Consider the following 23,425-nt stretch of genomic DNA (forward strand, 5'->3'; position numbering starts at 1 on the left):
GACACCGATAATAATGACAATACCATAAACCCACCATGCATTCGAAGCTTTATTATATAGGCTATCTTTAATTGCCGCCAGCTCTTTCTTTAGATCCCACAATAAATAAAAGGGCACTCCATATAAAACGATGAGACCATCGAAAAACAATAAGCGTATTCTATCAAGGGACTATACTTCCTTTATCTCAAAAAATAACAATCCTAATCAATTGCCGTCAAGCTATAACCTTTTGCTCTAAGTAACGAGATCAAGCCCTTTTCACCAGACAGGTGTCCAGCTCCCACAGCAATAAAGCAACCCTGGTCTTTGATCAAATTCGGAATAATCGTTGTCCAGTTTATATTCCGCCCTGTCAAGAGCTTTTCTTTCTGTTCGACAGACATCCATGTAGGATCCTCAATCAATGCAGTTAATTCTTTGAGGTTTTCATTTTTATAGGCATTGACCATTTTGGCCGTTAGAGCGGGATATTTATCCAACTGCAATACCCAGTCCATAAATAACTTTGGCGTAATCAAGTCTTTCAATAACCCGAATTGATAATCTGCTGTTTCAAGTTCGCCAATTGTTTTACCCTGAGCGGAGGCCAGAGCCGATAGCTCAATTTCATATGATTTCAACTTTGTTGGATCAGGACAATTAAAGCCTTTCATTGAAAATAAGGAAGCCATTGTTACCGGTGAAACATGATCCAATAATTTAATTGAAAGCTGCTGTGCCAACAAGACGCTATCCATTTTACGCACTTCGCTATCGGTAAAGTTTTTAATAAAACTAGGGTCAGGTACGGCAAATGCCTGTAGGACCTCCATATTTTCAGGTTTCGACAGATCCACTTCAAATACGACTTTCTGACTCGAATTAAGCGCATCCAGGCATTTTTGTTTGATCTCAAAATCGTCAGGGCACAACATGTGGATCGTACCAAACAGATAGGAATCTTGTTTAAGTCCATTTCCCGAGATTTTCCACAGCATCGAATTCCCCTGCGCAAAACCACTAAAAGTGATTATAAAAAAAAGTAATAGAAGAATAAAGTGTTTTTTCATCCGTTTAAATTTAAGGTTTTTATTTATTTTTGGCCGCATTAAAACCATCTTCAAATCCTCGAATAAATTCGCCGACATTAGATAGCAGATAGACACAAAATGCCAGAATAGCTATTATTACTACAAATAATAAAATTGTTTTAGTTTCCATAAATATTTAGATTTAGTTACTGTCCCAAAAATAAACATTAGGATATATCTATATTACAAGGGTGAGGCTAAAGGAAAAATTAGGAAGTTAAGAATTTATCACACAAGTATTTAGACTAGAATCTCAGCTCAAATATCGTTTTGTAATCACAAATCCGCTGGATTAGTAACCTTTTTCAAAATAAAGCAACCTCCCTCAGTAGGATGATCAAGTACCAGGTTATCTTTATTCTCTTTATAAATTAAATTTAAAATCATGAAATCTCCGACTGCCGCACCAGAGAAGAAAATTGCAAAAAATAAAAGTGGTAAATTTCCAGTAAAAATTGAATAAATCGCGGGTAAAAAGCCAACAAGGAGAAAAGGCATAACTACACCTAACATATAAGGTCTTACCCGTAACGGTTCTTTGCAATGAGCATATGGAGTGAGCATTTTCCAAATAATTCCAAACTTTATGGATTTGAAACCTTGCTTCGCAAAGGATGCGAATACAATGCCATGAATCAATTCATGAAGAACGACACCGATAATAATGACAATACCATAAACCCACCATGCATTCGAAGCTTTATTATATAGGCTATCTTTAATTGCCGCCAGCTCTTCCTTTAGATCCCACAGTAAACAAAAAGGTATCCCGTATAAGAGAATGAAAACAGCGAAAAACAACATGCCTATCATGTTAGCTTTAGACATACTAATCAATCTCGGCTCTACAACAAACCCTGGATAATCTATTAATTCATTCATTAATTTTCTCACATTATTCTCATCAACTACTCTTCAATTGCCAATAGCACAAGTCAAAACACCATTACTTTCTTTGAACTAGGGTAGAAAAAGTAATAATGTCTTCAAATTATATTTATAGAAGATGCTTTTCTCCTATAAATTTATACCATAGTTTATTCTTATAGCCTGCGATTCATCATTATTTAGTGGTATTAATTTATATACGGGCTTTATTTTTTTGATTATGTGCAACCATTGCACGGATAAGTAGCAAAATTAGAAAAATTCGATAGCCAAATATAATAATCAAGTTATGACTTTTTACTAACAACATAATTTAAATATCTTAATTTAAAGCCCAATCCAATGGAATAATTCTTATATTCACAACTTTTTAATAATTTCAATATCATGCTACTCTCCCCTTTTTTACTTATTTTGGGCCCATATATAAATAAAATGTTAACATTAATAGAAAACCGAAACCTAATAATTCACGTGTGCATTTCTTTCATATCTGGAAACTGTAAATAAGATAACGCCAAACAAGATACTCCTAATCAGAAGACTTGCAAACCCTCCTTCTATCCCATAATTTCCTCCCAACCAATAATCATTGGTTGGCAAAATAAGACTATATAAACCACTTTTTGTTGTTCCACTCATTGGAAGTGAAAATAACCATTGAATATAATTCCAACCGAAGTGTAATCCAACAGGATAATATATAGATTTCGTATGAATATAAGCATATGCATAAATTATACCACCTAGAAAATGGGAAGCAAATGCTGTGGTCGTAAAATGAGAATTTCCTAGATGACATGCAGCAAATAACACAGCGGAAATTATTACTGATTTTTTCTTATTAAAAAATCTACTCAACCCGCGAATCAAATAATACCGAAAGACAATCTCTTCAAAAAAAGCTGTACAGATACATATTAGAAAGATATTAAATTGATCAGACATGGTAATAGTATTGGAGGCTATATCTAAGCCAAACAATAGAAAAAACACAATCAATATAATACTTGATTGTAAAGTACCAAATATTAAAAGTTTTATTTTTTGTTTCAATAAATCAAAATTAGGACGAACCTAAGTAGTAAAGTACTTAGGTTCTTACGTAAAATAGTTTTTATTTTCAAAGCACTAAATTACCCATGAATTGCTGTAGGGCCACCAATGGATCCATCTAGATCTCTCTGTTGAGCCTGAAAAAATCGACCTAAAACCCAAAAAAAAGCTTCTGTCATACCATCTCCACCGTTTACTTCAATAATCTCAGAATTAGTCAATTCTGTTAGTTCTATTTTGTTCATAAATTTACAAGTTTATAAAGCTTCACCATTTATTCCTCTTTCAAATGCAGCAACGTTTTGTCTCCAATCAGCAACGACATTATATAAAAATGTCCCCAAAGCAGCTTGCCACCATCCCCCATCAATTACTTCCATTTCTTTCGCATCCATTTCCTGAACACCGAAACCTTTTAAATCTAATGTATTCATTTTTTTGATTTATAAAAAATTAGTCCCTACTCTATTGTTAGCCTTTTCGGATTCCTGCTCTATTGATCAACACTACTAAATTACTTTTGCTCAATGCACAAAAAAAGCATTCAGAAAATGATTTGAAATAAAATTATCACCCGCATTTGCTTGTCTCATCTGATTTAAATCCAGCAAATGAATATTTTCCTGCTGAACCTCTACCTTGATTTGGATTGAATAGTCTTTTTCATAGTAATACGTATTAAGCGATCTATCAAAAGTAATTGGAGCACCAATATCTCTAAGATATTCAATAATACGGGCCAATCGTGACACAGAAAGCCCGAGGCGGACTGCTAGTTCTGACTGCGTCCCCGTCCTTCTTTGGCGGATCAACTTGTCCAACAAATTAATCCGATCTATATATTGAAATAGCTTCATAATGATTTTAATTTATCGATCCATAAATCTGATAGCGCAGCATGAGCTGATTGAACACCACAGTATATTTGCTGCGGATCGTTTCCGACTCCGCTTTAATCAAATTACTTTTACTCGTATTGACATCATAGATCGATGCCTTGCCCGCTTCAAAACTCCGCAAGGTGTAATCCAAAGATTGCGCTGTTGCCGTGCTCGCTTCTACCGCAATACCATATTGCTTTCTGTTCTCATCCAATTCAAGCAATAGCTTATCTAAGATCTGCTGCTGAGCAAACTTTTCATTATCAATCGCCAATTGTATATTTTGCTGGTTCAAGTCGATCTGCTTCAACTGACGTTTTGTTTTTCCTTTGTTGAAGATGGGCACCGAAACCGTCACAGCGAGCTGCTGGGCAAAGTTGTCTTTACTCTGTACAAAAAAAGATCGCGTATTGTCCGCTTTAAAAGCATTGAAATAGGTACTTCCCAAGCCAGCGGATCCCTTTACCGTCGGAAATAACGCTGCTTTAACCAACTTGGACTCGACCTCAAGTCCAACAGCTTGACTTCGAAACTTAGCAAATACCGGATTATGCAAATAAGCTTCTTCCCGCAGGTTCGATATATCCGAAAAAGTATGCTCTTGCAGAAGATCACTCTCCGCTACTGGGACAGCCAGGCTTAAGTTATTATAGTCCGGGTAGTTCATCAGCTGGGCTAGTTTGAGCAAGGACTGTTGTCTATCTTTGTGATATTGTTGGTATTGCTGTTTCTCCCGTGCCAGATTGGCTTTTGCTTCGGCAACTACCGACACTGCTGTTGCCCCTACCGCCGTACTTTTCTGGGCCTTATCCAAGAGTTGCTGTGAAAACTGCATGGCCGAATCCTGTGAGACCAGCAGTGCCTGAGCCAGCAAGGTCTGCAGATAGGCTTCCATCAGCTGAACGGTAAGATTCCGTTTCAATATCTCTTTTTCGATATGTTCCTGTTCCGCTTCGGAAGCAGCTTTCTTGGCCTGGTTTCGAAAATAGTTATATTGGTATAGGGTCAGCTCCGCATTGATCCCCATGTTGCTATTCAGATTGTCATTGCGCCGAATCGTACCAAACACATCCTGTGATGATCCAAAAGTGGTATAACCATTTGCGTAGCCGCTCACACTTGGCAAGCGTTCCCGCACTGCCATTTCCTGATCCAGCACTTTTATCTTAGCCTTGATGTCCTGCTGTTTGATCGGCAGATTATGAGCCACAGCATAGTCGATACAATCCTGTAAAGTCCAGGCTCGCTGCGCCAGTACATTCGTAGATAACAGTATGTTTATAGTAATAAACCAACACTTTATCCTACTTCTTTGATAATTGTTCATCATTGAATAAAAAACAACAGTTAGTTTAACACGATCGATTGCTTTTTCCACATATCCTTATAGGCAGACTCTTGGGCTAACAACTGATTATGCTCCCCTTGTTCGATAAGTACACCATCTTTAAGCACCATAATGGTATCGGCCTCGGCAATCGTACTCAACCGATGGGCAATCACAATCATCGTCTTACCCGAATCTTTAAAGCGACGGAATGCCCGCTGGATTACCTGTTCTGTTGAAGTATCCAAAGCTGAAGTTGCTTCGTCTAAAATCAGAATGTCCGGATTGCGGTATAATGCTCGTGCAATGGCAATTCGTTGCCGCTGTCCACCGGATAGCATGGATCCATTTTCACCCAGCTGGGTTTCAAAACCAGCTGGCAGCTTTTCAATAAAAGACATCATGTCCAATTCATTGACTACTTGCAATAGCCGCTGAAAATTGGGAATATCTTCTCCGACGGCAATATTGCTAACGACGTTACCCGAAAAAAGATCGATCTGCTGGGGCACGATGGCAATGCGTTCCCGAAGGGAGCTCTTCGAAATATAGTTCAGATCGTATTGCCCAATAGAAATCTTCCCCTCCTGTAATGGATACAGCTGTTGAATAAGCGCTCCCAGCGTAGTCTTACCGCTTCCACTTTCTCCGATCACAGCCGTCATCTTGCTCTGTTGTATCCGGCAGCTAAAATTTCGGAATACCTCTACCCGTGATCCGTAAGAAAAACGAACATTATCAAAGACAATATCCCCAACCAGATCCGAAGTAAGCTGTAATTTTTCTTCTGATTCTTCGCGCTCCAGATCCATAATTTCAAACAGGCGATCTGCTGCAATCAATGCATTTTGCAATGTCTTGTTCATGCCGATCAATTGCGTCACCGGACCTGTAAAATAACCGATCAGGGCGTAAAATGAGAGTAGTTCTCCCGGTGTGATCGTACGTTCGATCACATAGTATGAGCCAACCCATAAGAGGATAATGGTAAATAACCGTGACAATAACTCGCCAGAGGTACTGGAAAACAAGCCATTCATCACCGAGGCATAAATGGTTTTCAATACATGCGAAAACCGATTGTCTGTACCACTATTAAAATAAGTTTCAATGCCAAACTGCTTGATAGTCTTGACCGAATTGAGCGATTCGACCAGATGAGATTCCAGTTCGGCCCCTTCTTCCATCATCCGGCGCTCTACTTTTTTGTTCAGTTTATTCGAAAGCCAATAGACCCCAAGATAAAAAGGGATAACAAGCAACATGATCAAAGCCAGCTTCCAGAAGTAGGTAAACATAAGCGCAAAGGAAAAGACTACGATCAACACATTAACGACCGCTTGTATGGCTACATCGTTGATAAAAGCACGAATTTTGACTGCATCATTGACCCGCGATATAATCTCGCCTACTTTCATTGTATCAAAGAAGCGTTGCGGAAGGCTCAGCAAGTGCTTATAGTAACCCAAAATCAGGTATTTATCGATCCTTTGCCCCGTCTGCAGGACCATGACACTTTTCAATGTACCAATGAGCAACTGAAAAATCAGAATGACCAACATACCGATCGAAAGAAGGTTCAATAAGCGCAGATTGCCATCGACCAGTACATAATCGGTAATTTTCTCAATGTAAAACGATGTTGAAAGCCCCAGCAGCGTATACACAGCAGCTCCCACCAGTGCCTGAACGATCACCGAGCGATGCGGCCGGATCAGATTCCAGAATCTCTTGTAAACATCGATCTTCTCATTTTTCTGTTCAAAATATTCATTGGGTTCCATTAAGATCAACACCCCAGTCCAAATCTTCTGAAAGGCCTCAAAGGTATATTTTTCTACTTTTCCCAAACCAGGATCCATCACCGTAATTTTATCCTTTTCCACCTGATAGATTACCACATAGTGTTGGAGCTGCTCTTTTAGCACAACATGGGCAATTGCTGGTAAAGATATCTGCGGAATGGCATCTATAGCGCCCTTGACACCTTTGGCATTAAAACCCATTTGTTGCAGTCCTTGAACCATACCTAACACATTGGTACCACGCGTATCGGTGTGACAGAATTGTCTAATCTTGGCAATAGGAATATGTGTACCATAATAGCCCGCAATAGAAGCCAGACAGGCCGCCCCACAGTCACGGATATCGTGCTGCTTAATGCAAACAGGAGATTTTTTCATTACAAATTTACTGTTGTCAGATTAATAAAGAAATTTTTATAATGCGCTCGTTTTAGCGCCAAGATTTGGATTGAACAGATTGTCGGCCCGATCGAACAGGAGCTGCCATAACGTACGGTCCAAGAGGTAAAACCGCGCATTAAATGTATTTCCCTTTCCTACAAAGGCCTTATTTCCATTGGGGAGGCTCAGAAAGTTTTGATCCATACGGCACCTGACCTTAAAAAAGGATCCTTTTTGTTGATCGTTTACCAGATTGTAGTCAATATCATGCACTGTCCCCGAAAGAAATCCCCATTGGTTATAATTATACGTGTCCATCTGGAATTTGACCGATTGATTCTTTTTGATATAGCCGATCGATTTGGCAGGCACCATACATTCAGCTATAAGCTGATCCTCTGGCGAAATTTCCAAAATATCCTGTCCCTGCACGAGCTGTCCTCCTTTTTGATATCCTTTAAAATTAACCACTGTACCTGTTATGGGCGCTCGAACAATATAATTTTGACCATCAATCAAGATAGACTTTTTCTCGGACGACAGCGACTGTGCCTTCTGTTTCAGTTCGACCAACTTAGCGCTCCATTGCGCCATCTGCTGCTTCCGTATCGTCAAAAACTGATTTTCAAGTTGTTCAAAAGAGTATTGTGTTTTATCAAGTTCTGCTTGGGAAACCACCCCCTGGCTGAATAGCTGATTATGTCGGTCCAGTTCACGGCGTGCTAAGGTAAGCTGCGACTGTATTTCAGACATACGTTGTTCCATGGACAGATATTCCAGTTGATATTGTCCACTTTGCAGACTTTTTGCCCTACCATCAAGAATAAGTTTTAGATCAGCGATTTGCCTCGCATAGTCATCCGTTAAACCCTTATTTAGAGACAATTTATTTTCCAGATCTTCGGAAACAATGATTAGTAGTGTATCCCCCTGTTTTACCTGCTGATTGTTGCCTACTATACGGTTGTCAATAATACGGCCACTGACCAAGGATAGCATCTTTGTATTCTCCATCGTAGGCCTGACGATTCCCTGTGCCGAAATTGAAATCGGCACTTTGATAAGCGGTAATAATATCAACCCTATAATTATAGCCACTATCAGCAGCAGGTATATAATATTTGTTCTTTTCATCTTGGTTTTAATCAACAATACAAAACTGTCTATTGTTGATTAAATCCACCACAACCTGAGGTTGTATTTTTAAATTTTCATCAAAATCTGTACTTGACACCCACCGCACTATATCCAACTAAATTCTTAAAAGATTGAAAATTTTCAATTCCATTTTGATTATTAAAAACAGACAAAACAGCGTTGTTTTTAAAACCTAAATTCTGCAACATGTTTTCACAAGTCAATATCAATTCTAGCTTTTTACTAATGATATATACCGAGGAAAGATCTATATCCATAAACTCGCGCCGTTGATCAACACTATTTATAACGCTATATTTAAGCATTGTCTTCCATTCCGTCCTTTTATGATTAAATTTTGGCCCCAACAAAATCATTAGTGAGTTCTGATCCGTTAGAAGTCCATCTTGATAACCATACCGTGTATAATCGTTTTTGAGGGTCATAGAAATGTTGATCGCTCCTGAGGAAAAAGAATTTAGATTTAGCATATAACCATGATTCCGCTGCTTAATCTGCGATTCTCCAGCACCCGAAAACTGATAAGAGCGGTTGTTCTGATAGTTATAGAACAAGGAAACATTCATAGGAAACTGATCTTTAAAAAGATTTTGTGCATAAGAGACATCTAGCCCTACATTTCGATACCCCTGAACCAATTTCAAATTTCTTAAAAGCGGAAAAGTCATATCAATAAATTGTACCAGCGCTTTTTCACTGTGCTGTCTATAGAGATTTATTCTAAAAGATTGCCCTTTAAATGGAAAATCATATAAATAGCCGAGCTTTACTGTATTGATTGCATAAATATCATGCAGCAATTGATGGTTTCCAAGTATTGTCTGATCATAAGAGATTACGCGCTGGCTTAGCCCTGATTTGACGTCAGGTGCTTGGGTAGTTCTTCCCCAATTAAAAATTAAACGATTTTTCTTAAATCGATCCAAAAAGTAATCCAAATTAATGTTAGCCAATAAAAAAGTAGAAGTAGATATAGAATCAAATACTTCGATTCTTTGACGCTGCAAGGCTATTGTACTACGAAGGTTAAAGCGTTTTAAATTAAAATTTGCTTCTGTGCGAGCTATATATCGCGTTTTGGCTTGGTTAATATTATCAGGAATAAAGCTATTATGTATATTACTATAAGATAATTCATAGACAAGTGTATTTACTTTTCCCAAAAGCTGTCTCAAATTAGTATGCAATATACTTTCATTGCTTGAAAATTTAATATTCTGTTTATTCCGATTAGTCTGCTCTTTCGTTGTCTCTAAATATTGAAGTTGCCAAGTATCTCTTGAAATCTCATTTTTCCAGTCCCAGCCCATATTCCAGGCTAAGGCATTATTTATCTTGGTCTCATAAGTCAAACGATTTGATAAAATATTGCTCCTCTGCTCCGTCATCTCTCCGAGATTAAAAAGCTCCTTTGTTTGAGGATATATTGATTCGTAACTTCCCTCTCCTTTCAAACGGTCTTGATAACTGGAAAAGATATTTTTGGCAATACTACTTTCACTCAATTTATATCGGAAATTCAACATAGTACCGATCATTCTAGCGCGCAAACTATCCGTACTATTTTTTTCATAAAGATTATTTCCTAAAAATCTGGAATTCTCTTCAGAGAGTCGGATGGACTTCAAATAATTTAAATTCAGAACCGCTTGTAATGAATATCGCTCCGTGTTCTTTTTAATCATTGTCGCATTCAATAAGCTAGATTCATTATTTAGCGTAATGTCCTTCGTATAAAATACCTTCTTATTCTGAGAGGAATAATAACTTGAAGCGACATTGTTAGAACGTATTGCGCCTGCATAATCCTCACTCGACCAGTCCTTATCAAAGACATTATTGATATTCGTCAACGAAAACAAAGAAAGATTGTCGCCAAAATAAAAGAGAAAGGGTTTAAATTTATACTTATTCTTATAGCCTAGAAATGCTTCCACATTTCCTTTCAATATATTCGTAAAACTATCTTTCACCTTTAGATCCAACACTTTCTCTTCATGCTCATTGCCAAGATTGACACGAAATGGATCCTGATAATTGGCAATCACTCTTATGTGATCTAACATTCCAGATTCCATGTTCTCCAAAGCTATTTTATTTTGAAACTCGAAGACTTCTTTACCATTGATCAGAATTTTATTAATCTCTTTCCCACCATGCACGATTTTGTAATTTTCATCGACTTTGAATCCAGGAATCCGTAATAAAATCTCTTTCAGATTGTCTCTATCTTGAAGATTCAAAGCCTTAAGATTATAGACCGTCGTATCATTATTAAAGGACGCAAAGCCTTTGTTCATATTTACCAATACTTCATCCATGCGAATAGACTCATCGCTTAGCATGATCACTGCAGGAAAATCAGATGCTTTACTCACTTTAGTTCGAAAAGTTTGAAAAGACATAGATCTCACCTTTAGTATGAACGGAAATCCATGTTCACGCAAACGGTATCTGCCTTTGTCGTCCGTCGTCATATAGTGCAGCATACGATCAGAATCCTGTACACTATAGAGACTAATTATTGCTCCTGAAATCGGATCTCCACTGGTTCGGGAAACTACACGACCATCAAGCAGCTGAGCTGAAGCACAATAACAAGAAAAAATGAAGAAAATACCCGACCAAAACCTCATTTGTTGTCCTAATCAATAATATTTTCAGTTTTCATCTTTTTTAGCAAAGGGGCTACCTGTTCTCTATACTTGGCGTAAGAAATACCAGTCTTTTTCTGAGCTGCATTCATTTGATTTTCGATATTCTTGGAAAATGCCTCTTTTGTTATTTTATCGATTTTGATAACATAGTAATCATTCTCCAACAAAACTGCCAAACCCGGAAGTTTAGCTCCGATATAGGGTCCAAAACTAATCGGATAATCTTCACAAAACCATACTACGGTATTGAAAGGATCATTCTTAAGGACTGCTTTACGGCAATTAAAATTGCCAACTTTCATTATTTCCTGTTTTACATCCCATTGTAATACTGCTGGCGAGTCTCGCACCTTAAATTGCTTACCGCGGAATAGATCTTCAAAATATAGGTTACCGGCCTGATCATAAAAAGAGAATAAATGTTTGAATGGGGGAGGACCATCCAATCCAATTTCTTTCTGTTCCAAGAGGATTGATCTCCCCTTGGATACATCAACATACAATGCATATTGCACTTCGAAACCCTCAATCAAATCTTTATATCCTTGCAAAAACACTGGATCATTTACTTCTTGCTCCAATCTCGCATTGAGAGAAGAGGAAAGCAATGTTCCTTTATAGGTAATCTTATATTGATTTTGCGCAACACAAAGTAACGCATATATACAAAAACTAAACGATAACAATATTTTTTTCATATGTTGATTTTCTCACGAATAGAATACTAATCGCAGCCAAAATTATATAAATAAGATTAAGAGTTAAATGTTCCTTGAATGGTAATTGCGCCATAATACCACCACAGCCGCAGGAAGGATAAAAATAGTATAATTCTAATATAATAATATAGAGGGTATAAACTGAAAAAAGAAGAATAGTCAAATAAAATCCTATTTTTCGATAGGCCAATAAGAAGAAAGCAACAATCAACTCCGCAACGATCACAGCTATCGCAAAATACTTCACGGAATTTACATAAAACAAATTAGTTCCAACTAATGTATCCATGAAAGTTTCAAAATTTTTAATCTTTTGATATACAGAAATCATGAGTAACACAAAAAGCCCAAATTGTATAACCGATACAATAAAATATAAAAGATATCTTTTCATAAAGTTATTTTTTGAAAAATAACGTAATCTTGGCATAACGACCAGACCTATATTTATCCCCAAATATTAAGCTAAACTTATCAGCCGTTAAATGATTGGTGAAGATGGGATAAGAATATTGACTGATATCAAAATCAAAATTGAGCTTAAAGCTATCTTTATATTTTCCTTCCACGAGATCATACCGATCATAAAGTATATAACTATTTTTAGTACTGATAATATTTGTCCGTACATACAAAATATTGTCAAAGATTTCTAGACCTTTATACAACCCTTCCAGCTGTATATTGTATGCCTTATTGGACTTCCCCTTAAAATCAAAGGTATCTATAGTGGTAATTTCACGAACAAATCTTCCGTCTTGATCAAATTCATAAAAGCTTGATCGATTATCGAACACATACAGTATACGATCTTGGAATACATAAAATTTACCACCATAGACACCAGGGTCTCCATTAACGGGATCTTTAGTCTCAATTGCTTTTATCAATGTTTGAGTTTGTTGCAAGGTATCAATAAGGTAAAAACCCAATTTTTCATCCTTTACTCCTGTGGATAGCAAAACATCTGGTTTCTTGCTGAGCTTGGCTGTACTAATTACAGTATATCCATCAAAATTGACAATATTCAATTTTTCAGAAACCAAGTTATACGTACCAAAACTTTTTCCTTTTGTAGATGAATTATAGAAATATATACTATGTTCATCTTGTCCTATAACCAATCCAAAGGGATATTTTTTTGATAGGTCCATCGTATGATGTTCAAGATTAGCAACATCCCAATAATGAACTTGTTGATTACTCTCTTTGAGATAATACCGTTCCACACTGGAACTTGCTATTTGATATAGTTTATCACCAAAATCTGCAGGTTTTAATGATTTAGTATAAGGTACAGCCTCCAAATCATTTTGCAAATCACCGTAGATGGTCTTTCCTTCAATTTGAAGTGCATCACAAACAACAATATTTCGCTTTTCTAGTGCATTGAAGCTGCTTGGTGATTTTAAACCACAGGAAATCAACAACACTAAACTTGGTATTAACAATTGGATTTTCATTAGATGAATTTATATACTTAAATTTTACTGATTGTCTGAGGGTGTTGGTTGGGATTCCTCATCTGGCATTGGTTCAACATGAGAATTATCAGAACCTTTATAAACCAAACCCCACAGAATACAACAAGATCCACTTCCTGGACAGATTCTAACACCATTGGAGGTAGAAGCATGGTCTTTCTCGTTTGTACCCGCATACGAATGCATAGACAAAAATACACATACCATAACACATAATGTGCTTATAGTTTTCACTAAAATAATTTTCATAAAAAATAGCTTAAATTAAATACAGCCTTGTAGCCCTTAGCTACAAGACTTGTTATAAAATAGAGTTAGGCTCCTGGTTCAGCTGGTGTATCCTGAGATTCGTCGTCCTTTCCAATTTCAATAAAGCCACTACCGTCGCCTTTTTCAATTGCACCCCAAAGAACGCAACCTTTGCCATCACCAGGACATACTTTCACCCCTGCATTTGATGCTTTCACCAAATCAATCTTAGAAATACCTACAAGAGTAAATATTACCGCCAATAAGGCAAGAGAATTTTTTTTTATTGTTTTCATAAAATTAAAAATTATTTATTGATTCCTACTCTATTTTAAAGCTTTTTCGGCAACTGCTTTTGTTGATCAACGATACAAATTTGGGCATTACCCATTACGTCCACCACAACCTGAGGTTGTATTTTAAAATTTATTAGATATTTTTGCGTGATTCACCAACAACTATAAATGAAATTTTTCGATATATTCCCAACTTTTGCCGAAGCCCCCTATTCCTATATTGTCGTACCGATTATATTGGTATGCAGCATCATTGGATTTTATAATAAATCGTTTTTCCATGCACTGATCCTGCACCCCTACGAAATAGCAAGAGGTAAGCGTATTCATACTTTGCTTACCTCGGCTTTGATTCATCGCAACTGGATTCACCTCTTGTTTAATTGTATTGTAATTTTCGGATTAGGGTATGATATGTGTGCTGTCTTAAATCAAGCACACGGAATTACTATTGCTTACGTCTTTACTATATTTATTTTTCTCCTTCTTATAATCCTACCAAATCTCATCCAAACACTTTTTAAAAAGAAAGACTTCACATTTACCGCTGTGGGTTCATCTGGCCTTTCCTTTGGACTATTCGGTTTTTCTGGACTATTTTTCCCTTTGCAAAAAATGAATCATTTATTCATTCCATGGATTCATAATTCAACACACTATTGGATATATGCTTTACTAACATCAGTACTACTTTCCCTCATCAAAATATCCAAAATAAATAGATCCTTACACTTGGTCGCATTTGTTCTTGGCTCCATATTAGCACTAATTATGAGCCCCTATGCTATCGAATTGAAAGACGCATTTTAAGGTTTAAGATAATTCCATATGGATTCTAACCAATTTGTATTTTTCTCACCCTCCCGCTCCGATCCTCCTTCAATCTCCAACACTTCATTTGCATCCAACTCGCTAACATTAATTTCTTTTAATTTCTTTTCCATGATATCTCAATATTTATTTTTATCAAAATTCATGGAAAAGAGGCTGAGCTACCACAACCTAGGGTTATAGACTATAACTAGAAGTTTTAACATTGAAAAACTTCACAACTTCAAGTTATATTTATTAAATTAGGCCATTCGATAATTTGGGTTTTTAAAGAATGGCAAGAGAAGAAATCGGAACAATTATTAGGCAGAAAAGAGAAAGTCTCAGGATATCACAGGAAGCTGTTGCATTCGTTTTGGAGATATCACAGGCTGCCTATTCAAAAATCGAACGCAATGAGACGAAGCTAAAGGTAGAGCAGGTATACAAAATAGCGGATTATTTTGGTATCACGATCTATGAACTTTTACCACCTGCTTTGGCTAGCGATATAACAGGAGAGAATATATTTGGCTTAAACTATCATTATAGCAAACTTGTTCTAAAGAAAATAATTGCCTTATTTCAAGGGAAACGATCTCAAAGTAAAGCCTAATCCCCCGCTTACACTTCTCCTTATTTTTTAATAGACTTCAACACCTTATCCAATACTGGATCTTTCCCCTTGATAACATCATCAACACTCCGCACGACAGGAATATCCGGCATGACACCCCGCCCCGCTTCGTTTACTTGATAATAAGGTTTGACATCCATTAGGCCAAAACGCCAACGCAGATGGGAGTTTGGAAGTTTCAGCACTGGAAGAACTCCCGCAACTGTGCCACTAGCTGCCCCACCTGTCTCCTCGCCCACAAACACAGCCCGCTTCCCAACTTTTAGATTTGTAGCAATTAAACTCGCAGCAGAAAAAGTACCGCCATCAATCAATACAAATAAATCACCGCGATAGCGACTGCCTTTTGATTTTTCGACTTTACTCCCTGTAAGGTGGGTATAATTTATCCCATCTTTGGAAAAGCTCTTTGTCCAGGATACTACAGCACTTGGTATAATAAATGGTGATAAAATGGGATAAGACCAGCCCGGCAATCCTTTTACCTGATAAAACGGCAAGTTGAATTTTGAGCTGATAACTGCCGGCTGAATAAATTGGAATTTATCTTCTTCCACTAAGTAACTGTATAGTTCACGGACATCGGACAAACGTCCACCCAAATTGCCACGAAGATCCAAGATCAGGTATTGGACCGAATTAAGCTCCAGCCGATCAAAAATCCTTCTATAGGCTTCTTTTGGACGTCCATACGAAAAGTCAACCACTTTCAATAAACCAACACTACTATCGCCTTTAACAGGGAAAGAGAGCTGTTTACTCATTCTTTTTAGGTTGGCATTATACCCAAAGATTTTACGCTGCTTTTTTTGATCACTTTTCTTCTGATCAGGTTGGCTCACTTTTTTCACAACCGAGGTCCTTATCCCTGATTTAGCCTTTGTATCGACACTGTCAAACCTTCTGACCACAGTCCGCTGATATGTAATATCGGCGCGAGAAAACAAAACCGAAATAGAATCTTTATACCCCAGTTCCAATTGGTAATACCGCGGTAATAAACGCTCAAAAGCCTGATCTATAAATGTCGTATTATAGCCGTCCGACGTAAAGGTTGGACGATATTTTGTGTACAGATTTTGTGGTTTTATACCCTCAATAGAAAGAATTTTAGAGCCTGCTACCAAACTTGAATCTAACGTTCCATTTTTTGAGAGATAGAGTGTATTTTCCTGCCAATGAAATCCCAGTTGTGAAAAGGGACCCTTACTTTTTTGATAACGGACTTTATCCTTACCTTTCGGGTCAAATTTGGAAATAAGGGGACTCAGCGTCATATGCCCCTGCCGAACTTGAGCCAGTACAGATGCTAATGCCAACTGAAACTGATTGGGCAATAATGGCTGGCGGATCGCCCTACGAAGGCTGTCGAACTTACCCTTTAACTGATCTTCCCGCACATATAGAAACAAGTCTGGATGCATTTTCCATAAGTTATGCTCAACATAGTTTATATCTTGCTGCATAGCTTCCACCGCCAGGGGAGTTTCAATAAATCGATTGTACTTCTCGACATTTGCACAGCTCAGCAATGTCAGCACATACACCAATACGAATAGATAAATAGTTGGCCTTTTCATTTGTAGTAAGATACAAAAAAAAGCCTTCCAATTTTCATGAAAAGCTTTTCTCTATCGTTAATTACTAATCTTACTCTTTTTCTACTTGCATGTAGTTTAGTTCAAGTGGCGTCTTACGACCGAAGACTTTCACCATCACGATTAATTTCTTTTTATCTTCGTGGACTTCTTCGATTTCTCCGGTAAATCCGTTGAAAGGACCGTCGTTGACTTTCACTGTTTCACCCACATAGTAAGGAACGTTAATGGTTTCACCTTGCTCGGCCATTTCATCCACTTTACCTAGGATACGATTTACTTCTGCTTGGCGCAAAGGAACCGCATTACCAGCTTTATCGCCCAAGAAACCAATTACACTATTGATATTTTTGATGATGTGCTCTAACTCACCGTCAAGAGCTGCTTCTAATAAAACATAACCAGGATAGTAGTTACGTTCTTTAGCAACTTTCTTACCATCGCGCATCAAGTAGTATTTTTCCATTGGAATCAACACCTGAGGAATCAAGTGCTCAATACCTAAACGGCTAACTTCGGCATCAATATATTGCTTTACTTTCTTTTCTTTACCACTTACAGCACGAACTACGTACCACTTTAAACCTTGATCTGCCATAAATAAATACGATTGAAAAATTAAGAAGCAATACCGTACAAGAATTCTAACCCTACGCTTGAAGCTTTATCCATTACAAAGACAACCAATGCAATAAGAAGAGATGCAACAAGCACAATAACAGCTGAACTTTGTAACTGAGACCATGTAGGCCAAGTCACTTTCTCAGTGATCTCTACATAAGAGTCTTTAAAAAAATCAAGTACTTTTGCCATTTTAGTTTATCTGTTTTTATAAGCACGGGCACCAGGACTCGAACCCAGACCAAAGGTTTTGGAGACCTTCGTTCTACCTTTAAACTATGCCCGTGTATTTCTTATTTTGTGATGCAAATATAGTGTTTTAAACCACTTTCTGCAAATCTTTTTTCACTTTTTTTTATTCTAATCCGATAAATCGCTTATCGAAAAAATAAGCTAATCAACCTCAGTCGATTAGCTTATTCTATGTGATTCTAAATCTTTAATTAAAGACTAGATAATTTCAGTTACCTGACCAGCACCTACTGTACGACCACCCTCACGGATAGCGAAACGTAGACCTTTTTCCATTGCAATAGCAGAAATTAATTTCACGCTGATTGTAACGTTATCACCTGGCATAACCATTTCAGTACCTTCTGGTAAAGAGATCTCTCCAGTTACGTCAGTTGTACGGAAATAGAATTGAGGACGGTATTTGTTGAAGAATGGAGTGTGACGACCACCTTCAGCTTTTGACAATACGTAAACCTCAGCTTTGAAATGATCGTGAGGAGTTACTGAACCTGGTTTACAGATAACCATACCACGTTTGATATCAGTTTTCTCAATACCACGTAACAATAAACCTACGTTATCACCAGCCTCACCGTAATCTAAGATTTTACGGAACATCTCAACACCTGTTACTGTAGATTTCAAGTTCTCAGCACCCATACCTAAGATCTCAACTGGATCACCAGAGTTGATTACACCTCTTTCGATACGACCTGTAGCAACTGTACCACGACCTGTGATCGAGAATACGTCTTCAACTGGCATCAAGAAAGGTAAGTCAGTCAAACGTGGAGGAATTGGAATGTAGTTATCTACAGCATCCATTAATTCCATGATTTTCTCAACCCACTCAGGCTCACCGTTCAATGCACCTAAAGCAGAACCTTTGATTACAGGGATATCATCACCAGGGAATTCGTAGAATGATAATAACTCACGAACTTCCATTTCAACTAAGTCTAACAACTCAGGGTCATCAACTAAGTCAGTTTTGTTCATGAATACTACTAACGCAGGAACACCTACTTGGCGAGCCAACAAGATGTGCTCACGAGTTTGAGGCATAGGACCATCAGTCGCAGCAACTACGATGATAGCACCGTCCATTTGAGCAGCACCAGTTACCATGTTCTTAACGTAGTCAGCGTGACCTGGACAGTCAACGTGTGCATAGTGACGGTTAGCTGTAGAATATTCTACGTGTGCAGTATTGATTGTGATACCACGCTCTTTTTCTTCAGGAGCAGAGTCAATTGAATCAAATGAACGAGCTTCTGACAAACCTTTATCAGCCAATACTTTAGTGATAGCAGCTGTAGTTGTAGTTTTACCGTGGTCAACGTGACCGATAGTACCAATGTTTAAGTGTGGTTTACTACGGTCAAATTTCTCTTTTGCCATGTTTATGCGAATTAGTAATTATAAATTATTTCTATTTGTTATATACTCTTGCTTAACTTTTACACAAGTACGAGCCAAAGATGGGATTTGAACCCACGACCTCTTCCTTACCAAGGAAGTGCTCTACCCCTGAGCTACTTCGGCTTACTAAAAAACCTTATTTACGTATTAATGCCCCCACCTTTAGATACATTATTATCAAAGAAGATAGAGACTAAATTTAATACTTGAAAAATTTGAGCGGAAGACGAGGTTCGAACTCGCGACCTATAGCTTGGAAGGCTATCGCTCTACCAACTGAGCTACTTCCGCTTAATAATTAGAAACTAGAGTAAATCTAACACCCTAATTAAAATAAAGTGTGGAGGGAGAAGGATTCGAACCTTCGAAGCCGAAGCAACGGATTTACAGTCCGTCCCATTTGACCGCTCTGGAACCCCTCCAGACCTGTAACTTTCGTTACATTTAGAGCCTCTTATCGGAATCGAACCAATGACCTACTGATTACAAGTCAGTTGCTCTACCAGCTGAGCTAAAGAGGCTTCTAATATCTTTATTTAAACTTACATTCTATCAACGTCTGACCAAGTATCTCTACCTTTTCAGCGAGTGCAAATATCGAATTTACTTTTGATTTCTGCAAGTTTATTTTTTATTTTTTTTCATTTAAAGAACTAAGCAAACTTTCGTTGTTTTGAACCGTTGTTCCCTTGTTTGCTGATGCAAAGATAGACACAAAACTCACTTTACAAAAATATTTGTCAAAAAAAAAAGACAGTTTTTGGCAATTATACTGATATGCAGCACAATAATTTTTGGTTGCATATTTACCTGTTTTGGTTATTTGGCTAATATACTATCTTTGGGCATGCAAATTTTACCGCAATCACTTTCAAAACTTACCCGATACTCCGTACTATTTACGGTACTTTTAATGGGATCGGCCGAATTGAAAGCTCAAAATATTATTCAAAAATTGAGTAAAAAATTTCTTTCCGCTGAAAGAGATTCGACACGTTCCGGTAGTTTTATGGTTTTACCGGCCGTTGGTTATGCGCAGGAAACGGGAGTTGAATACGGCCTGGCGAGCGCGTATAATTTTTATCTGGACAAATCTGATCCCAAAATCCGCACCTCCACCGTCACGGTCATGGGAACCTTTACATCCAATAGTCAGTCCAACTTCAAACTGCAGACCGATCTTTGGACTAGAAACAACGACTACCATCTGATTAGTGAAATACGCTACCGTAATTGGCCCTTTAACTATTATGGCGTCGGTATGGACACTTGGAAAGCCGATGAAGAACGCATTGATCAAAAATTATTTCGCGTCAAACTCGAAGCTGAGAAAAAAATCAGCAACAACCTGTATTCGGGTATCAACATTCAATACGATAACTTCACCATTCGTAGCGACAGTGCCGATCGCATTTTCAATCATTCCGATCTTATTGGAAAGCATGGCGGACAACAGCTACTCATAGGTCTTTCGCAATTGTTTGACAATAGGGACAACGTTTCTTATACAACAAAGGGGTATTATGCTAAATTGCGGCTGGCCTATGCTCCAAAGTTATGGACAAGTACTGATTTTACGGGGGCAAACCTCGATGTAGATCTCCGTGGCTTTATTCCACTGCACAACCAAGTCACGCTGGCTCTGCAAGGAATCTTTCGTTCCACATTTGGAAAAACCGTCCCATTTTACAACTACCGTGAGCTCGGTGGAGACATGATGATGCGCGGTTATTACCTCGGACGTTATCGGGACAAGAATTATCTTGCCTCACAGGCTGAACTGCGTTATCGCTTTCATCCACGCTTTGGCATCGTTGGATTTTCAGGACTCGGATCGACCTTTTCCAAGGAAAATAGCAGCCGATATGTCGCAAGTTATGGTGGTGGTTTACGCTACTTCTTTAGTCTCGAACACAATAGCAGCATACGCTTTGATTATTCCTTTGGCGAACAAAGACCCGGTGAAAAACGACAGTCGGGTTTCTATCTGTCCCTAAGTGAAGCTTTTTAATAAACAAGAGCATCCATATAGGCATGGATGCTCTTGTTTATTCTTGCCTAATGACATCCACCTTTTCCTTTTTCCCCTCCTCTCCAATTCCCTCAACTTCAGCTAAAATAGTTGATGCCCAACGGAACGCGGTAGATGACTGACCATCGACATTCAAAAAGAGGTCGGAACAGAAGGCTAGATCGGAACAGAAGGCTAAAATCGAATCAGAAAATTCTCTTTTCGCTGTCCTTTTCTAAAGTAAACCAACCCAATTCGGTATAGATCTATCGTAACTACACTATGATCATCCTCCTTCAGCCTATTCCAATAGGCTTCCCTTTTCACTGATAAATGGGGCTCGTTTATAATTAATAGATCTCGATCCCCAACATTTCCCAAAAAATTCAGGTCAAGATCGTCCTGGTCAATATAATAAATATGTCGGTACGCATAACGTCCACATTGGTCGTGCAAAAGACTCCTATAACTTTCGCGCGGCTGATCGGCCCAATAGCTAAAATTGTCGTAAGCAAATGTCCTTAATAATCGATCGATTAATGCATACTTTTTCTGTTCTACCTTGCTCTCGTTTTGAATAGTTTGTGGTAATTCTGAAACGCTCCCTTTGGATGTCTTTTGATAAATTACTTCGTCTACCAATTTATAAACAAAAGGAGAATGGGTCCCATGGCGACTATGGGATACAAAATAATGTCGCCAATACTTAAGCATGTAGTTCATTTCGCTGCAAACATCGCTAAATTTTATGATTTTTCACATGGAACATTAGGTTTTAGTTTGCGGGAATGATCCCCCTAAAACTGGAGAATAAAAACACTTCCTTCTCCTTCCGTACTATTGAGGAAAATAGTTCCCTTGTGCAAAAGCATAATCTGTTTGCTCAGGGTAAGGCCGACCCCTGTACCCGTCTTCTTCGTTGTAAAAAATGGTGTAAAGATCTGCTCCTGAAGATCAGCAGGAATTCCTGCCCCGTTATCTTCAATCCGAATCTGCACCTTTCCGTCTACTTCAAGAGCAGATAAACTAATATAGGCTTCTTCCCTATTTTTAACCGCATCTATTGCATTCAACATTAAGTTGAAATAACCTGCTCGATCAAATTAACATCTGCAGATAAGATTAGCCGTGTATTTTTCAGAATAATATCGACATCAATATTTTTCTGGATCAAGGTTGGTTCAAGCAGCTGATAGATATGCTCAAATAACTGCGAAATCTGGATCGGCGCTAGCTGAGGCTGATCGACTTTATTGATCATACGATAACTCTTCGCAAAATGTAAAAGTCCTTCGCTACGACGTTTGATGGTGGAAATACCTGTTTTTAGATCATCAATATCTTCAGCTCCTTTAAAATGGTCCAAACGACCGTTTAAGGTTTCAGCAAGTGAGCTGATCGGAGCGATGGAATTCATGATTTCATGTGTCAGTACACGTAATAATTTATGCCATGCCTTTGTCTCAGTCTCATCAATTGCTTCGTTGATATTTTGGTACACCACAATGCGAAACAAAGCTTCCTGTGTCTCAAAGCTTGAGCTCTGAATCAATAATTTTATTTTTCCTTTACTTGACTGAACGGACTCCATTTGCTGCTGTCCATTTTCAAGCAACATGGTTTTTTCATAAAGATCATTGTTTTTTTTCTTCAATCCAGTGATATTTCCAAGGTGTGGCAAATGAAATAGCTGTTTGAAAGCTTCATTTACCCACATGACCTTACCACTATCCATCTCATAAAAGATAATCGCCGAATTCAGCATATTGATCACACGATCCAGGTATTGGTGCTGAATCTCCTGCTTAATGCTGATCTCCTTATAAGTCTCGTTGATCTGATTAAAGGCCATAAAAAGCTGCCCTTCCACTGACTTTGTATTTTTCACCAAGAAGCGTCTGGTAAAGTCGCGGTATTTGACCGCTTCGGAAAATTCAATCAGCTGCCTGGCCAAAAAATTATACTGTGCATATAGGTTAAAACCCAGGTATAGCATCATACAAAAGATCAAAGCCGCCTGTACATATTCTCTTTTAAGTAGCAAATAAGCGCTCACAAGTGCTGCTACCAGCAGTAAGATAACCTTGATTGCATTTAAGATTTTTCCGTGCCTCATCG

General features: G+C 38.0%; 26 protein-coding genes and 5 tRNA genes. 3 read left to right on the forward strand and 28 right to left on the reverse strand.

What is annotated here, in order from left to right; translation table 11 throughout:
- Positions 1-203: 203 nt before the first annotated feature.
- The 15 genes from B2X72_RS18130 to B2X72_RS18200 all read right to left on the reverse strand — a co-directional run bounded on the left by B2X72_RS18130 (position 204) and on the right by B2X72_RS18200 (position 13,974).
- The gene (locus B2X72_RS18130; RefSeq protein ID WP_157698365.1) at positions 204-1,052 is read right to left on the reverse strand and encodes a TraB/GumN family protein; all 849 of its coding nucleotides are present in this window, start codon (positions 1,050-1,052) and stop codon (positions 204-206) included.
- A gap of 19 nt (positions 1,053-1,071) precedes the next feature.
- Positions 1,072-1,203: a hypothetical protein gene (locus tag B2X72_RS18135; RefSeq protein ID WP_262896115.1), complete on the reverse strand. Its 132-nt coding sequence runs from the start codon at positions 1,201-1,203 to the stop codon at positions 1,072-1,074.
- Between the two features lie 146 nt (positions 1,204-1,349).
- Positions 1,350-1,955, reverse strand: coding sequence for a DUF3267 domain-containing protein (locus B2X72_RS18140; RefSeq protein WP_070566313.1), 606 nt, complete (start codon positions 1,953-1,955; stop codon positions 1,350-1,352).
- A 468-nt stretch (positions 1,956-2,423) separates the two neighbouring features.
- The gene (locus B2X72_RS18145; RefSeq protein ID WP_070566311.1) at positions 2,424-3,017 is read right to left on the reverse strand and encodes a CPBP family intramembrane glutamic endopeptidase; all 594 of its coding nucleotides are present in this window, start codon (positions 3,015-3,017) and stop codon (positions 2,424-2,426) included.
- Between the two features lie 80 nt (positions 3,018-3,097).
- Positions 3,098-3,262 (reverse strand): hypothetical protein, encoded by a 165-nt coding sequence (locus tag B2X72_RS18150; protein ID WP_157625908.1) that lies wholly within the window; start codon positions 3,260-3,262, stop codon positions 3,098-3,100.
- Between the two features lie 12 nt (positions 3,263-3,274).
- Positions 3,275-3,451 carry a hypothetical protein gene (locus B2X72_RS18155; RefSeq protein ID WP_175441997.1) on the reverse strand — a complete coding sequence of 59 codons (177 nt, stop codon included), beginning with the start codon at positions 3,449-3,451 and terminating at the stop codon, positions 3,275-3,277.
- A 90-nt stretch (positions 3,452-3,541) separates the two neighbouring features.
- Positions 3,542-3,874, reverse strand: a complete 333-nt coding sequence (locus B2X72_RS18160; protein ID WP_070566309.1) for a hypothetical protein — start codon at positions 3,872-3,874, stop codon at positions 3,542-3,544.
- 7 nt (positions 3,875-3,881) lie between these two features.
- A complete protein-coding gene (locus tag B2X72_RS18165) occupies positions 3,882-5,228 on the reverse strand; it encodes a TolC family protein (protein WP_286850964.1) in 1,347 nt (448 codons plus the stop codon).
- A gap of 17 nt (positions 5,229-5,245) precedes the next feature.
- Positions 5,246-7,408 (reverse strand): peptidase domain-containing ABC transporter, encoded by a 2,163-nt coding sequence (locus B2X72_RS18170; protein ID WP_286850965.1) that lies wholly within the window; start codon positions 7,406-7,408, stop codon positions 5,246-5,248.
- A gap of 36 nt (positions 7,409-7,444) precedes the next feature.
- The gene (locus B2X72_RS18175; RefSeq protein ID WP_286850966.1) at positions 7,445-8,545 is read right to left on the reverse strand and encodes an HlyD family secretion protein; all 1,101 of its coding nucleotides are present in this window, start codon (positions 8,543-8,545) and stop codon (positions 7,445-7,447) included.
- Positions 8,546-8,625: 80 nt separating this feature from the next.
- On the reverse strand, positions 8,626-11,205 hold the full coding sequence (locus B2X72_RS18180) for a carboxypeptidase-like regulatory domain-containing protein (RefSeq protein WP_145329977.1): 2,580 nt from the start codon (positions 11,203-11,205) through the stop codon (positions 8,626-8,628).
- Between the two features lie 8 nt (positions 11,206-11,213).
- Positions 11,214-11,924 (reverse strand): GLPGLI family protein, encoded by a 711-nt coding sequence (locus B2X72_RS18185; RefSeq protein ID WP_070566299.1) that lies wholly within the window; start codon positions 11,922-11,924, stop codon positions 11,214-11,216.
- Entirely contained in the window at positions 11,899-12,339 is a 441-nt protein-coding gene (locus B2X72_RS18190) for a MauE/DoxX family redox-associated membrane protein (RefSeq protein WP_145329975.1), read from the reverse strand. Before B2X72_RS18190 ends, B2X72_RS18185 begins: the two co-directional genes overlap by 26 nt.
- Positions 12,340-12,343: 4 nt before the next feature.
- On the reverse strand, positions 12,344-13,408 hold the full coding sequence (locus tag B2X72_RS18195) for a hypothetical protein (RefSeq protein ID WP_286850967.1): 1,065 nt from the start codon (positions 13,406-13,408) through the stop codon (positions 12,344-12,346).
- Between the two features lie 335 nt (positions 13,409-13,743).
- On the reverse strand, positions 13,744-13,974 hold the full coding sequence (locus tag B2X72_RS18200; protein ID WP_070566291.1) for a hypothetical protein: 231 nt from the start codon (positions 13,972-13,974) through the stop codon (positions 13,744-13,746).
- 168 nt (positions 13,975-14,142) lie between these two features.
- On the opposite strand from B2X72_RS18200, the gene B2X72_RS18205 reads away from it, so the two are divergent.
- Positions 14,143-14,784 carry a rhomboid family intramembrane serine protease gene (locus B2X72_RS18205; protein WP_070566289.1) on the forward strand — a complete coding sequence of 214 codons (642 nt, stop codon included), beginning with the start codon at positions 14,143-14,145 and terminating at the stop codon, positions 14,782-14,784.
- Here the strand turns inward: B2X72_RS18205 and B2X72_RS18210 are convergent.
- Positions 14,781-14,918 (reverse strand): hypothetical protein, encoded by a 138-nt coding sequence (locus B2X72_RS18210; RefSeq protein ID WP_157625900.1) that lies wholly within the window; start codon positions 14,916-14,918, stop codon positions 14,781-14,783. The genes B2X72_RS18205 and B2X72_RS18210 overlap by 4 nt on opposite strands.
- Positions 14,919-15,079: 161 nt before the next feature.
- Between B2X72_RS18210 and B2X72_RS18215 the strand changes: the two genes are divergently transcribed.
- Positions 15,080-15,400: a helix-turn-helix domain-containing protein gene (locus tag B2X72_RS18215; protein ID WP_286850968.1), complete on the forward strand. Its 321-nt coding sequence runs from the start codon at positions 15,080-15,082 to the stop codon at positions 15,398-15,400.
- Positions 15,401-15,420: 20 nt separating this feature from the next.
- Here the strand turns inward: B2X72_RS18215 and B2X72_RS18220 are convergent, their stop codons facing one another.
- The 9 genes from B2X72_RS18220 to B2X72_RS18260 all read right to left on the reverse strand — a co-directional run bounded on the left by B2X72_RS18220 (position 15,421) and on the right by B2X72_RS18260 (position 19,817).
- Positions 15,421-17,001, reverse strand: coding sequence for a S41 family peptidase (locus B2X72_RS18220; protein WP_286850970.1), 1,581 nt, complete (start codon positions 16,999-17,001; stop codon positions 15,421-15,423).
- 70 nt (positions 17,002-17,071) lie between these two features.
- On the reverse strand, positions 17,072-17,617 hold the full coding sequence (gene nusG, locus B2X72_RS18225; protein ID WP_046672242.1) for a transcription termination/antitermination protein NusG: 546 nt from the start codon (positions 17,615-17,617) through the stop codon (positions 17,072-17,074).
- Positions 17,618-17,637: 20 nt separating this feature from the next.
- Positions 17,638-17,832 carry a preprotein translocase subunit SecE gene (gene secE / locus B2X72_RS18230; protein ID WP_028072657.1) on the reverse strand — a complete coding sequence of 65 codons (195 nt, stop codon included), beginning with the start codon at positions 17,830-17,832 and terminating at the stop codon, positions 17,638-17,640.
- 23 nt (positions 17,833-17,855) lie between these two features.
- Positions 17,856-17,926, reverse strand: a tRNA-Trp gene (locus B2X72_RS18235).
- A gap of 164 nt (positions 17,927-18,090) precedes the next feature.
- Positions 18,091-19,275, reverse strand: coding sequence for an elongation factor Tu (gene tuf, locus B2X72_RS18240; protein ID WP_075991174.1), 1,185 nt, complete (start codon positions 19,273-19,275; stop codon positions 18,091-18,093).
- A gap of 72 nt (positions 19,276-19,347) precedes the next feature.
- Positions 19,348-19,419 (reverse strand) — tRNA-Thr (locus B2X72_RS18245).
- A 95-nt stretch (positions 19,420-19,514) separates the two neighbouring features.
- Positions 19,515-19,587: transfer RNA gene (locus B2X72_RS18250), tRNA-Gly, on the reverse strand.
- A 50-nt stretch (positions 19,588-19,637) separates the two neighbouring features.
- Positions 19,638-19,718: transfer RNA gene (locus B2X72_RS18255), tRNA-Tyr, on the reverse strand.
- 26 nt (positions 19,719-19,744) lie between these two features.
- Positions 19,745-19,817, reverse strand: a tRNA-Thr gene (locus B2X72_RS18260).
- A gap of 326 nt (positions 19,818-20,143) precedes the next feature.
- Here B2X72_RS18260 and B2X72_RS18265 point away from each other — a divergent pair.
- Positions 20,144-21,307 carry a BamA/TamA family outer membrane protein gene (locus tag B2X72_RS18265; protein WP_088160335.1) on the forward strand — a complete coding sequence of 388 codons (1,164 nt, stop codon included), beginning with the start codon at positions 20,144-20,146 and terminating at the stop codon, positions 21,305-21,307.
- Positions 21,308-21,502: 195 nt separating this feature from the next.
- Here B2X72_RS18265 and B2X72_RS18270 read toward each other — a convergent pair whose 3' ends face one another.
- From B2X72_RS18270 to B2X72_RS18280, 3 genes are all read right to left on the reverse strand, one after another.
- On the reverse strand, positions 21,503-22,021 hold the full coding sequence (locus B2X72_RS18270; protein ID WP_088160334.1) for a hypothetical protein: 519 nt from the start codon (positions 22,019-22,021) through the stop codon (positions 21,503-21,505).
- A gap of 83 nt (positions 22,022-22,104) precedes the next feature.
- Entirely contained in the window at positions 22,105-22,383 is a 279-nt protein-coding gene (locus B2X72_RS18275) for an ATP-binding protein (RefSeq protein WP_286850972.1), read from the reverse strand.
- Positions 22,383-23,423, reverse strand: a complete 1,041-nt coding sequence (locus B2X72_RS18280) for a sensor histidine kinase (RefSeq protein WP_286850973.1) — start codon at positions 23,421-23,423, stop codon at positions 22,383-22,385. Before B2X72_RS18280 ends, B2X72_RS18275 begins: the two co-directional genes overlap by 1 nt.
- Positions 23,424-23,425: the final 2 nt, after the last annotated feature.

Source organism: Sphingobacterium sp. UBA7253, from assembly GCF_002472745.1.
In the GTDB taxonomy this organism is placed as follows: Bacteria; Bacteroidota; Bacteroidia; order Sphingobacteriales; family Sphingobacteriaceae; genus Sphingobacterium; species Sphingobacterium siyangense.

What these genes read in the sequence shown, in the direction of transcription:
- B2X72_RS18130 (WP_157698365.1), bottom strand. Translation starts at nt 1,052, where the DNA reads ATGAAAAAACACTTTATTCTTCTATTACTTTTTTTTATAATCACTTTT.
- B2X72_RS18135 (WP_262896115.1), bottom strand. Translation starts at nt 1,203, where the DNA reads ATGGAAACTAAAACAATTTTATTATTTGTAGTAATAATAGCTATTCTG.
- B2X72_RS18140 (WP_070566313.1), bottom strand. Translation starts at nt 1,955, where the DNA reads ATGAATGAATTAATAGATTATCCAGGGTTTGTTGTAGAGCCGAGATTG.
- B2X72_RS18150 (WP_157625908.1), bottom strand. Translation starts at nt 3,262, where the DNA reads ATGAACAAAATAGAACTAACAGAATTGACTAATTCTGAGATTATTGAA.
- B2X72_RS18155 (WP_175441997.1), bottom strand. Translation starts at nt 3,451, where the DNA reads ATGAATACATTAGATTTAAAAGGTTTCGGTGTTCAGGAAATGGATGCG.
- B2X72_RS18160 (WP_070566309.1), bottom strand. Translation starts at nt 3,874, where the DNA reads ATGAAGCTATTTCAATATATAGATCGGATTAATTTGTTGGACAAGTTG.
- B2X72_RS18165 (WP_286850964.1), bottom strand. Translation starts at nt 5,228, where the DNA reads ATGATGAACAATTATCAAAGAAGTAGGATAAAGTGTTGGTTTATTACT.
- B2X72_RS18170 (WP_286850965.1), bottom strand. Translation starts at nt 7,408, where the DNA reads ATGAAAAAATCTCCTGTTTGCATTAAGCAGCACGATATCCGTGACTGT.
- B2X72_RS18175 (WP_286850966.1), bottom strand. Translation starts at nt 8,545, where the DNA reads ATGAAAAGAACAAATATTATATACCTGCTGCTGATAGTGGCTATAATT.
- B2X72_RS18180 (WP_145329977.1), bottom strand. Translation starts at nt 11,205, where the DNA reads ATGAGGTTTTGGTCGGGTATTTTCTTCATTTTTTCTTGTTATTGTGCT.
- B2X72_RS18185 (WP_070566299.1), bottom strand. Translation starts at nt 11,924, where the DNA reads ATGAAAAAAATATTGTTATCGTTTAGTTTTTGTATATATGCGTTACTT.
- B2X72_RS18190 (WP_145329975.1), bottom strand. Translation starts at nt 12,339, where the DNA reads ATGAAAAGATATCTTTTATATTTTATTGTATCGGTTATACAATTTGGG.
- B2X72_RS18195 (WP_286850967.1), bottom strand. Translation starts at nt 13,408, where the DNA reads ATGAAAATCCAATTGTTAATACCAAGTTTAGTGTTGTTGATTTCCTGT.
- B2X72_RS18200 (WP_070566291.1), bottom strand. Translation starts at nt 13,974, where the DNA reads ATGAAAACAATAAAAAAAAATTCTCTTGCCTTATTGGCGGTAATATTT.
- B2X72_RS18205 (WP_070566289.1), top strand. Translation starts at nt 14,143, where the DNA reads ATGAAATTTTTCGATATATTCCCAACTTTTGCCGAAGCCCCCTATTCC.
- B2X72_RS18210 (WP_157625900.1), bottom strand. Translation starts at nt 14,918, where the DNA reads ATGGAAAAGAAATTAAAAGAAATTAATGTTAGCGAGTTGGATGCAAAT.
- B2X72_RS18215 (WP_286850968.1), top strand. Translation starts at nt 15,080, where the DNA reads ATGGCAAGAGAAGAAATCGGAACAATTATTAGGCAGAAAAGAGAAAGT.
- B2X72_RS18220 (WP_286850970.1), bottom strand. Translation starts at nt 17,001, where the DNA reads ATGAAAAGGCCAACTATTTATCTATTCGTATTGGTGTATGTGCTGACA.
- nusG (WP_046672242.1), bottom strand. Translation starts at nt 17,617, where the DNA reads ATGGCAGATCAAGGTTTAAAGTGGTACGTAGTTCGTGCTGTAAGTGGT.
- secE (WP_028072657.1), bottom strand. Translation starts at nt 17,832, where the DNA reads ATGGCAAAAGTACTTGATTTTTTTAAAGACTCTTATGTAGAGATCACT.
- tuf (WP_075991174.1), bottom strand. Translation starts at nt 19,275, where the DNA reads ATGGCAAAAGAGAAATTTGACCGTAGTAAACCACACTTAAACATTGGT.
- B2X72_RS18265 (WP_088160335.1), top strand. Translation starts at nt 20,144, where the DNA reads ATGCAAATTTTACCGCAATCACTTTCAAAACTTACCCGATACTCCGTA.
- B2X72_RS18270 (WP_088160334.1), bottom strand. Translation starts at nt 22,021, where the DNA reads ATGCTTAAGTATTGGCGACATTATTTTGTATCCCATAGTCGCCATGGG.
- B2X72_RS18275 (WP_286850972.1), bottom strand. Translation starts at nt 22,383, where the DNA reads ATGTTGAATGCAATAGATGCGGTTAAAAATAGGGAAGAAGCCTATATT.
- B2X72_RS18280 (WP_286850973.1), bottom strand. Translation starts at nt 23,423, where the DNA reads ATGAGGCACGGAAAAATCTTAAATGCAATCAAGGTTATCTTACTGCTG.